We start from the raw sequence: 11946 nt of genomic DNA, 5'->3' as shown, positions 1-11946 counted from the left end.
CCGTGGTCAACGTGGCCGATTGTACCCACGTTTACATGGGGTTTCGTACGTTCAAACTTTTCTTTTGCCATTTTTCTCGTTTCCTAAGTTAAAAGTCCGACCCAATACAGACCGGACCGAACCTTCATTAAGATTTAATTTCTAGATTCTATAATTGCTTTAGCAACATTGCTAGGCGCTTCAGAATAATTGAAGAACTCCATAGAGTATGACGCGCGACCTTGCGTTTGTGAACGCAGATCCGTGGCATACCCAAACATTTCTGAAAGGGGTACTTTAGCGCGCACGATTTTAACGCCCGCAACACCGTCTTCCATACCTTCGATCATACCGCGACGACGGTTCAAATCACCAACAACATCACCCATCCAATCTTCCGGCGTGGTTACTTCAACCTTCATTGTGGGTTCCAGCAACACCGGATTTGCCTCGGTGCAGCCTTTCTTGAACCCCATAGAACCGGCAATCTTAAACGCCATTTCCGAAGAGTCAACATCGTGATATGAACCATCAAACAGCGTAACCTTAACATCAAGAACAGGATACCCTGCAAGAACACCGCTTTGCAGCTGTTCCTGAATTCCTTTATCTACCGCAGAAATAAATTCTTTCGGTACCACGCCACCTACAATTTCGTTAACGAATTCATAGCCAGCGCCTTCTTCCTGAGGCTCTATTCGCAACCACACGTGGCCAAATTGACCCCGACCACCAGATTGACGAACAAATTTTCCTTCAGCTTCCACCGTAGAGCGAATGGTTTCACGATAGGCAACCTGAGGTTTACCTACATTACATTCAACCTTAAATTCGCGTTTCATACGATCAACAATAATATCCAGATGCAATTCACCCATACCGGAGATTATCGTTTGGCCACTTTCATCATCAGTATGAACTCTAAATGATGGATCTTCCGCAGCTAATTTACCTAAGGCCAAAGCCATTTTTTCTTGATCGGCTTGTGATCTAGGCTCAACCGCGATGGAAATAACCGGTTCAGGAAACTCCATTCTTTCTAGCGTAATGATGTGATTTGGATCACATAATGTATCCCCTGTGGTCACATCTTTAAGACCGATAGCGGCGGCAATGTCGCCAGCGCGAACTTCTTTTAGTTCTTCGCGATCTTTAGCATGCATCTGCACAATACGACCGAAACGCTCACGCTTGCCTTTCACCGGGTTATATACCGTATCACCGGTATTAACCACGCCGGAATAGCATCGGAAAAATGTCAATGTGCCAACAAAAGGATCCGTGGCAATTTTAAAGGCCAATGCTGAAAACGGTTCATCGTCATCGGCATGACGCTCTGCGGTAGTTTCATCGCCATCGTCCAGTACGCCCTCAATGGCCGGCACGTCGATAGGTGCTGGTAAATACTCAATAACGGCATCAAGTACGGCCTGAACGCCTTTATTCTTAAATGCGCTACCGCAAGTAGCCAGAACAATTTCATTGTTCAAAACACGAGTACGAAGCGCTGATCGAATTTCCTCTTCGGTTAAATCTTCACCTTCAAGGTATTTGTCCATCAACGACTCAGACGCCTCGGCAGCGGCTTCTATCAACTCAGTGCGATAGTGCTCTGCTTTTTCGGCTAATTCTTCTGGAATGTCTTCATAGGTAAATGTCATACCCATATCTTCAGCATTCCAGTTTATGGCTTTCATCTTAATTAGATCGATAACGCCATGGAATTCTTCTTCTGCACCAATATTTAACTGAATTGGTACGCAGGTCGCGCCCAAGCGTTTTTTAATTTGCTCGACAACGCGTTCAAAGTCGGCACCGGCCCGGTCCATCTTATTGACGAAAACCAGACGCGGCACACGATATTTATCAGCCTGTCGCCAGACTGTTTCTGATTGAGGTTCAACCCCGGAAGACCCACAAAACACTACCACCGCACCATCAAGTACACGCAAAGAACGTTCGACTTCAATGGTGAAGTCAACGTGTCCCGGCGTATCAATGATATTGATACGATGTGTATCGTACTGTTGCTGCATACCAGACCAAAAACAGGTGGTAGCGGCAGACGTGATAGTAATACCACGTTCCTGCTCTTGCTCCATCCAGTCCATGGTGGCGGCACCATCATGTACTTCGCCAATCTTGTGCGATAGTCCTGTATAAAACAGAACACGCTCAGTAGTGGTAGTTTTACCCGCATCTACGTGAGCGACTATGCCAATATTACGATAACGATCAATTGGGGTCTTACGAGGCATACGACTCTCTCAGTTTAGACGTTGATTACCAACGATAGTGTGCGAACGCTTTGTTCGCTTCGGCCATACGGTGAACGTCTTCACGTTTCTTAACCGCAGAACCTTTGTTGTCTGCTGCATCTAACATTTCAGCTGCAAGGCGTTGTGCCATGGATTTTTCGCCACGTTTACGTGCCGCTTCTACCAACCAACGCATACCTAATGCATTACGACGAACAGGACGAACTTCTACTGGAACCTGGTAAGTTGAACCACCAACACGGCGAGATTTAACTTCCACAGTAGGACGAATGTTGTCCAGTGCATCTTCAAATACATCAAGGTGTGCCTTGCCGGTTTTTTCAGCAACAATATCAAGCGCACCGTAAACAATCTTTTCAGCAACTGATTTCTTGCCGTCGAGCATTACGACATTCATGAATTTAGCAAGCAGTTGAGAACCAAATTTTGGTTCAGGTAGGATTTTACGTTGACCTACGACTCTTCTTCTTGGCATTTCTATTCTCCGTATGAATTCAGGGAATTCCCAAAACTCTAATTACTTCAGTTTGGCCTTACTAACGGAGAACCGTTAAGACTTAGGCTTCTTGGCACCGTACTTAGAACGGGCCTGACGACGGTCGTTAACGCCGGCGCAGTCTAATGTACCGCGAACAGTGTGATAACGAACACCTGGTAGATCTTTAACACGACCACCACGAATAAGAACAACACTGTGCTCTTGTAAGTTGTGACCTTCACCACCGATGTATGAAGATACTTCAAAACCATTAGTTAAACGTACACGGCATACTTTACGCAGTGCAGAGTTTGGTTTTTTAGGCGTAGTGGTATATACACGGGTACATACACCACGTCTTTGTGGGCAAGCTTGCAAAGCAGCAACGTTGCTTTTCGCAACGGGCTGGCGGCGTGGCTTACGCACTAACTGGTTAACTGTTGCCATTAACTAGCTCCTGATTGAAAACAATAAAAACCCGATACCATGGCCGGGTCTGCTAATACGGCTAATCGATCTATGAAAAATCAAACGAAGGTTGCTCAACCCTTACCTGCTTTCCCATACAAAAAACCGCGTCCTGATTGGATTAATCTGGAAAAAACCAAGATTAACCCAAATTCGGGTCGCGGAATTCTAATGATCTCATAAGCCACTGTCAAGGTGTACAAAGGATAACCAAGGGATTATTCTTTGACTGGCACCAAAACAAAGACGGACAGCACGACGTACTGTCCGTGAATACTTATTCGTCTGTCGCGTTATTGCCACCAACTTCCGCATTCAATGCTTCAGTAAGGGCTTGTTCTGCTTCAGCAGCAGATACAGACATTTCTTCAATTTCTTCGGCACGTTTCGCCATACGACGTTCGTGATAAGCAAAACCAGTACCGGCTGGGATAAGGCGTCCAACGATTACGTTTTCTTTCAGACCACGTAAGTCATCTTCCTTACCTTGTACCGCTGCTTCTGTAAGCACTCGTGTGGTTTCCTGGAACGATGCTGCAGAGATAAACGACTCTGTAGACAACGAAGCCTTGGTAATACCCAACAATTGCGTTTCATACAGCGCAGGCAGTTTGCCTTGCTTTTCAATTTCACGGTTAGCGATTTTAACGTGTGCCACTTCAACTTGTTCGCCTTCCAGGAATTGGGTATCACCCGGTGCAGTAATAATACACTTACGCAGCATCTGGCGAATAACCACCTCGATGTGCTTATCGTTAATTTTTACACCTTGCAGGCGATAAACTTCCTGAACTTCGTTCACGATATAGTTAGATACGGCACTGATACCACGTAAACGTAAGATGTCATGAGGAGACTCAGGACCGTCGGCGATAACTTCACCACGTTCTACCTGCTCACCTTCAAACACGTTGAGCTGACGCCATTTAGGAATCATCTCTTCATACGCATCGCCGCCATCAGTGGGCGTGATAACCAGACGTTTCTTGCCTTTGGTCTCTTTACCAAAGCCGATGGTACCGGAGATCTCTGCCAAAATAGCAGGCTCTTTTGGTTTACGGGCTTCGAACAAGTCAGCAACACGTGGCAGACCACCGGTAATATCACGGGTCTTCGAGCTTTCCTGAGGAATACGGGCAAGCACATCACCAGCGTGAGCCAGTTTGCCATCCGCGGCCTCAATGGTGGTAAAGCTTGGTAGACGAATTTCCTGTAACGCGCCTTCGTCGCTTTCCAAGATTAGCTTAGGCTCTTTAGAGTTAACCTTCGCTAGATCTTTAACAACGATACGTGTCAGACCGGTCAGTTCATCTTGCTGCATTTCCGTATTGGAATCATCGATATCAGCAAAAGAGATCTTAGACGGACGCTCAACCACGATTGGGTGACTATGCGGATCCCATGTTGCAACGATTTGACCTGGCGTTACTAGCGCACCGTCGTCTACAGACAATATGGCACCGTAAGGCACTTTATAGCGCTCTTTCTCACGACCATGGCTATCGATAACCGTCAGTTCGGTAGAACGAGACACAATCACCACTTTATCGTCGCTGTTGCGAACGAATTTCGTGTTGTGCATTTTCAGGTTACCTTCGGTTTTCACCTGAACGCTGTTTTCCGCCGATGCTCTTGATGCCGCACCACCGATGTGGAACGTACGCATGGTAAGCTGTGTACCCGGTTCACCGATTGACTGTGCTGCAATAACACCCACCGATTCACCTTTCGCGACCATGTGACCACGTGCCAAATCACGACCATAACAGTTCGCACAAACACCAAAGTCATTGTCACAGGTAATAACAGAACGCACCATTACCTGGTCAACTGAATTGGCTTCAAGCATGTCAACCAAGGCTTCATCAAGTAGCACGTTGCGTTCGACTAAGACTTCGTCGGTACCTGGTTTAAGCACATCTTCTGCAACTACACGACCTAGTACACGTTCACGCAGTGGCTCAACCACGTCACCACCTTCAATCAGCGGCGACATTTTCACCCCTTCAAAGGTGCCACAATCGGAGTTGGTGATAACCAAATCCTGGGCTACGTCAACCAAACGACGAGTTAGATACCCGGAGTTAGCGGTTTTCAGTGCTGTATCGGCAAGACCTTTACGGGCACCGTGAGTAGAGATGAAGTACTGTAATACGTTCAAACCTTCGCGGAAGTTTGCGGTGATAGGCGTTTCGATGATGGAACCATCGGGTTTTGCCATCAAACCACGCATCCCGGCCAACTGACGAATCTGAGCGGCACTACCCCGAGCACCGGAGTCGGCCATCATATAAACAGAGTTAAATGATGCCTGCTCTTCTTCCTCACCGTCGCGGTTAATCACCACGTCGGTTTTCAGATTTTCCATCATGGCTTTCGCCACTTTCTCGTTGGCATTTGACCAAATATCGATAACTTTGTTGTATCGCTCACCGGCAGTAACAAGACCGTTTTGGAACTGTTCCTGAATCTCGATAACTTCCGCTTCCGCCGCTTCGATAATGTCTTTTTTGGCATCTGGGATAACCATGTCATCAATACCCACCGATGCACCGGCAATCATTGCATAATGGAACCCGGTATACATGATTTGGTCAGCCGCGATAACGGTGTCTTTCAGACCCAGTGTCCGATAACAAGCATTAAGCAGTTTCGAGATCTGCTTTTTACCCATAGGCTGGTTGATGATTTCAAACGGCAGACCTTTAGGCAGAATCAATGAGAAAATAGCACGACCAACAGTGGTATCTGTCAGTGTCACTTTTTCAGTTTTAGTACCATCTTCTGCAATATCATATTCTGTGATACGTACTTTAACACGGGCATGCAATTCAGCAGCTTCAGTACGGTAAGCTTTTTCCGCTTCGTGAGGGCTAGTAAATACCATGCCTTCACCTTTACCGTTAACTTTATCTCGTGTCAGATAGTAAAGACCTAATACAACGTCCTGTGAAGGTACGATGATAGGCTCACCATTAGCAGGTGACAAAATGTTGTTCGTTGACATCATCAAGGCACGGGCTTCAAGCTGTGCTTCAATGGTCAAAGGAACGTGAACCGCCATTTGGTCACCATCGAAGTCGGCGTTATAAGCCGCGCACACCAAGGGGTGCAACTGAATCGCTTTACCTTCGATTAGGGTCGGTTCAAAAGCCTGGATACCCAATCTGTGCAGTGTTGGCGCACGGTTAAGTAATACAGGGTGTTCGCGAATCACTTCGTCAAGTACGTCCCAAACTTCAGGTGCTTCCCGTTCTACCAGTTTTTTGGCGGCTTTAATGGTGGTAGCTAAACCACGGCCTTCCAATTTTCCGTAGATAAAGGGCTTAAACAGCTCAAGCGCCATCTTCTTAGGCAAACCGCACTGATGCAAACGCAAGGTAGGACCAACGGTAATAACCGAACGACCTGAGTAATCCACACGCTTACCAAGCAAGTTCTGACGGAAACGACCTTGCTTACCTTTAATCATATCGGCAAGTGATTTCAAAGGACGTTTGTTCGAACCCGTGATAGCACGACCGCGACGGCCGTTATCTAACAAGGCATCCACCGCTTCCTGAAGCATACGTTTTTCGTTACGTACGATAATATCAGGGGCCGCGAGGTCTAAAAGACGCTTCAAACGGTTGTTACGGTTAATAACACGACGGTATAAGTCGTTCAAATCAGAGGTTGCAAAACGGCCGCCATCCAGTGGTACCAACGGACGTAAATCCGGTGGAAGGACAGGCAACACCGTCATGATCATCCATTCAGGCTTGTTACCTGATTGCTGGAATGATTCAAGCAATTTCAAACGCTTAGTGATTTTCTTACGCTTTGTTTCAGAGTTAATACTTGGTAACTCTTCACGCATTGACGCAACATCAGCATCCACGTCGAGTACTTTGAGCAAATCGAATACCGCTTCGGCACCCATTTTTGCTTCAAATTCGTCGCCGTGCTCTTCGAGCGCATCTAAGTATTCTTCTTCGCTTAGCAATTGACTGCGTTCAAGGGTCGTCATACCTGGTTCGGTGACCACGTAAGATTCAAAATACAAGACACGTTCAATATCGCGCAAAGTCATGTCCAGCATTAAGCCGATACGTGACGGTAACGATTTTAAGAACCAAATATGTGCAACCGGGCTAGCCAGTTCAATGTGACCCATACGTTCACGACGAACTTTAGTCAGGGTAACTTCAACGCCGCATTTTTCGCAGATTACACCACGATGCTTCAAACGCTTATACTTACCGCATAAACATTCATAGTCTTTTACCGGTCCGAAAATACGGGCACAGAACAAACCGTCACGCTCAGGTTTGAACGTACGGTAATTAATGGTTTCAGGCTTCTTCACTTCACCGAATGACCAAGAACGGATCATGTCAGGCGATGACAGGCCAATTCGAATATTATCGAATTCTTCTGTCTTGTTTTGTTGCTTTAGAAACTTTAATAAGTCTTTCACATTACTCTCCCAGCGGAGTCAGTCTCTATAGCCCGGCGAACCGGGCCATCAAATCATACTATGGCGTAAGCCGTATTACTTTTCTTCCAACTCGATATTGATACCGAGTGAACGAATCTCTTTGAGCAATACGTTGAAGGATTCAGGCATGCCTGGTTCCATTCTGTGATCGCCATCCACGATGTTCTTGTACATTTTGGTACGTCCGTTAACGTCATCAGACTTAACGGTAAGCATTTCCTGCAAGGTATATGCAGCACCGTATGCTTCAAGGGCCCACACTTCCATTTCTCCGAAGCGCTGACCACCGAATTGTGCTTTACCACCAAGGGGTTGCTGTGTAACCAAGCTGTAAGAACCGGTTGAACGCGCATGCATCTTGTCGTCAACCAAGTGGTTCAGTTTCAGCATGTACATGTAACCTACCGTTACAGGCCGTTCAAATTGACGTCCAGTACGGCCATCGAACAAGTTAATCTGTCCGCTTTCCGGCAGGTCTGCCAGTTTCAACATCGCTTTAATTTCTGATTCTTTCGCACCAGAGAAAACCGGAGTCGCAACAGGTACACCTTTACGCAGGTTATCGGCCAAACGAAGAATTTCATCATCGGTGAAGTTATCAATATCCACTTCCTGGTGAACGTCACCTAAGGTATACACCTCTTTTAGGAAGTTACGTAACTTCGCCAACTCTTCTTGTTCTTTGAGCATGCGATCAATTTTCACACCCAGACCATGAGCCGCCATACCTAAGTGCGTTTCAAGGATCTGACCGATGTTCATCCGCGATGGTACACCCAACGGGTTCAACACGATGTCTACCGGCGTACCGTTTTCATCGTATGGCATATCTTCCACAGGGATAACCGTAGAGATAACACCTTTGTTACCGTGACGACCGGCCATTTTATCACCCGGTTGAATGTGACGTTTAACCGCAAGATACACTTTAACAATTTTAAGTACACCCGGTTGCAAGTCATCACCTTGGGTGATCTTACGACGCTTGTTCTCGAACTTCTTATCAAAATCAGATTTGATTTCAATATGTTGCTCGGTGATTTGATCAAGCTCATTCTGCGCATCTTCGTTAGTCAATGGAATTTCTAACCACTTTTCACGAGGCATGCTGTCCAGTTTCGCTTCCGCAACACCGGCATTAATTAGCAGGTTGCGAGCACGGGCAAAAATACCGTCAGCTAAGATATTAAATTCGTCAGACAAGTCTTTCTTAACCTGACGTAATTGCATATCTTCGATTTCCATGGCGCGTTTGTCTTTCTCAACGCCGTCACGGGTAAAGACCTGTACATCGATAACGGTACCGTGGACCGAATTAGGTACACGCAATGACGTATCTTTTACGTCTGAGGCTTTTTCACCGAAGATTGCTCTTAACAGTTTTTCTTCTGGCGTAAGCTGGGTTTCACCTTTAGGTGTTACCTTACCTACCAGAATGTCGCCGCCTTTCACTTCCGCACCAATGTAAACAACACCGGATTCATCCAACTTGCCTAACGCGGCTTCACCAACGTTAGGAATATCAGAAGAAATCTCTTCTGGACCTAATTTGGTATCACGGGCGATACAGCTAAGTTCTTGGATATGGATAGTCGTGAAACGGTCTTCTTGCGCTACGCGCTCAGAAATAAGGATGGAATCCTCAAAGTTATAACCATTCCACGGCATGAACGCGATACGCATGTTCTGACCAAGGGCCAGTTCACCTAAGTCCGTTGATGGACCATCGGCTAATACATCACCGGCAACAATGGGTTCACCCACGTTACAAGTTGGACGCTGGTTAATACAGGTGTTCTGGTTAGAACGGGTGTATTTAGTCAGGTTATAGATATCAATGCCGGCTTCACCAGGCAGCATTTCATCTTCATTCACCTTGATAACGATACGGCTGGCGTCAACGTAATCGACTGTACCACCACGTTTAGCTACCACGGTAACACCCGAGTCAACCGCAACGGTTTTCTCCATACCTGTACCCACTAACGGCTTATCAGCACGCAAAGTAGGCACCGCTTGACGTTGCATGTTCGCACCCATCAATGCACGGTTGGCATCATCGTGTTCCAAGAATGGGATAATGCTGGCAGCAACAGACACGATCTGTTGAGGCGACACGTCCATATATTTGATTTCTTCTTTCGGCATCAACGTGGTTTCACCACGGTGACGTGAAGGAATAAGGTCATCAATCAAAGCGCCATTTTCATCAACCGCCACATTAGCCTGTGCGATTTTGAACTGACCTTCTTCAATGGCAGATAAGTAATCAATTTCATCGGAAATCACACCATCAACGATGCGACGGAAAGGTGTTTCCAAGAAACCGAAATCATTGGTACGGGCAAAGCTCGCCAATGAGTTTATCAAACCGATGTTTGGACCTTCAGGTGTTTCGATTGGGCAAAGACGACCGTAGTGCGTAGGGTGTACGTCACGTACTTCGAAGCCTGCTCGTTCACGGGTAAGACCGCCTGGACCTAAGGCAGAAATACGACGCTTATGGGTCACTTCTGACAATGGGTTGTTTTGGTCCATGAACTGTGACAACTGAGAAGAACCAAAGAATTCTTTCACCGCAGCAGAAATAGGCTTAGCGTTAATCAGATCCTGTGGCATCACGTTGTCTAGGTCACCCAGACTTAAACGTTCTTTTACTGCACGTTCTACACGCACTAAACCAACACGGAACTGGTTCTCAGCCATTTCACCCACAGAGCGAATACGACGGTTACCCAGATGGTCGATATCATCCACTTCATCTTTACCATCACGGATAAGAATCAGTTGCTGCATTACGGCAACGATATCAGCTTTGTCCAAGGTGCCTGAACCCGTCAGCTCTTCCCGACCTAAACGGCGGTTGAACTTCATGCGTCCGACGGATGATAAATCGTAACGTTCTTCCGCGAAGAAAAGATTTTCAAACAGGGTTTCTGCTGCGTCTTTTGTTGGCGGCTCACCAGGACGCATCATGCGGTAAATTTCTACCAATGCTTCCAAGCGGTTAGTGGAGTTATCGATACGTAACGTATCTGAGATGTACGAACCGTGATCCAATTCATTGATGTACAATGTTTCGAATTCTTTGATACCCGCTTGGCTTAACGCTGCCATATTTTCCAGCGTTACTTCATCGTTAGCATTAACGATAACTTCACCGGTATCTTCGTCTATGTAGGTGCGTCCGTAAACACGACCAATCATATACTCAGCCGGTACTTCCAGTTCAGTCACACCGGCTTTTTCAAGGGCACGGGTATGACGGGCAGATACACGACGTCCAGATTCAACAATAACTTCACCGTTGTTGTCCTTAATATCGAACTGGGCAGTTTCACCCCGTAGACGATCAGGAACAACTTCCATAAGAAGTTTATTGTCTTCGATGCGAATGTTTACTTTCTCGAAGAATAAATCAAGGATCTCTTCGGTGGTCATCTCCAACGCACGCAAGATAATCGTTGCAGGCAATTTACGGCGACGGTCGATACGCACGAACAGATTATCTTTCGGATCGAATTCGAAATCTAACCATGAACCACGATAAGGAATAACGCGGGCGTTATACAACACTTTACCGGACGAGTGAGTTTTACCTTTGTCGTGATCAAAGAATACACCAGGGGAACGGTGCAACTGCGATACGATAACACGCTCTGTACCATTAATGACGAACGTTCCGTTCTCTGTCATCAAAGGTATTTCGCCCATGTACACTTCTTGTTCTTTAATGTCTTTTACGGTACCAGGGGCAGCATCTTTATCGAATAATACCAACCGCAGTTTTACTCTTAACGGTGCAGAATACGTGACGCCACGAATCTGACATTCTTTAACATCGAAAACGGGTTCGCCCAGGCGATAGCTGACATACTGCAGCTCAGAACTGCCTGAGTAGCTTTTGATTGGAAATACAGAACGGAAAGCAGCTTCTAAGCCGTACTGTCCATCTGTATCTATTTCAATAAATTTTTTGAAAGAATCTAGCTGGATTGAAAGGAGGTATGGAATTTCCAATACCTGTGGGTGTTTGCCAAAATCCTTACGGATACGTTTCTTTTCGCTATAAGAGTAAACCATGGGTTCCTCAGCCTGCTGATTTTTGACCCAACCTGCTGTCTGAACTTAATCAAACAACAAACTTCCACAACCCTTATTCAGGGTAATTTCATAGCATACAACAAAATTCAACTAATTTTTAGTTAACTTATTGGTTTTATGCTTTTTTATGAAATTCCTGCTTGCGCCTGATGATATAC

5 protein-coding genes and 1 pseudogene are annotated in these 11946 nt (G+C 46.1%); all 6 read right to left on the bottom strand.

What is annotated here, in order from left to right:
• A pseudogene (locus tag V5298_RS11115) lies at positions 1–71 on the bottom strand (elongation factor Tu); the annotation flags it as partial.
• A 63-nt stretch (positions 72–134) separates the two neighbouring features.
• Positions 135–2237 (bottom strand): elongation factor G, encoded by a 2103-nt coding sequence (gene fusA / locus V5298_RS11110; protein WP_332931530.1) that lies wholly within the window; start codon positions 2235–2237, stop codon positions 135–137.
• 25 nt (positions 2238–2262) lie between these two features.
• On the bottom strand, positions 2263–2733 hold the full coding sequence (gene rpsG / locus V5298_RS11105; protein WP_216027064.1) for a 30S ribosomal protein S7: 471 nt from the start codon (positions 2731–2733) through the stop codon (positions 2263–2265).
• A 75-nt stretch (positions 2734–2808) separates the two neighbouring features.
• Entirely contained in the window at positions 2809–3183 is a 375-nt protein-coding gene (gene rpsL, locus V5298_RS11100) for a 30S ribosomal protein S12 (RefSeq protein ID WP_216031111.1), read from the bottom strand.
• A 298-nt stretch (positions 3184–3481) separates the two neighbouring features.
• Positions 3482–7663, bottom strand: coding sequence for a DNA-directed RNA polymerase subunit beta' (gene rpoC / locus V5298_RS11095; protein WP_332931529.1), 4182 nt, complete (start codon positions 7661–7663; stop codon positions 3482–3484).
• A 75-nt stretch (positions 7664–7738) separates the two neighbouring features.
• Complete coding sequence (gene rpoB / locus V5298_RS11090) at positions 7739–11767, bottom strand: DNA-directed RNA polymerase subunit beta (RefSeq protein ID WP_332931528.1); 4029 nt, start codon at positions 11765–11767, stop codon at positions 7739–7741.
• Positions 11768–11946: the final 179 nt, after the last annotated feature.

Source organism: Alteromonas sp. 14N.309.X.WAT.G.H12, from assembly GCF_036697315.1.
Taxonomy (GTDB): Bacteria; Pseudomonadota; Gammaproteobacteria; order Enterobacterales; family Alteromonadaceae; genus Alteromonas.
This window is presented reverse-complemented; position numbering and strand designations above follow the sequence as displayed.

Excerpts from the sequence above, each read along its gene's own strand:
- fusA (WP_332931530.1), bottom strand. The coding sequence starts at position 2,237 with ATGCCTCGTAAGACCCCAATTGATCGTTATCGTAATATTGGCATAGTC.
- rpsG (WP_216027064.1), bottom strand. The coding sequence starts at position 2,733 with ATGCCAAGAAGAAGAGTCGTAGGTCAACGTAAAATCCTACCTGAACCA.
- rpsL (WP_216031111.1), bottom strand. The coding sequence starts at position 3,183 with ATGGCAACAGTTAACCAGTTAGTGCGTAAGCCACGCCGCCAGCCCGTT.
- rpoB (WP_332931528.1), bottom strand. The coding sequence starts at position 11,767 with ATGGTTTACTCTTATAGCGAAAAGAAACGTATCCGTAAGGATTTTGGC.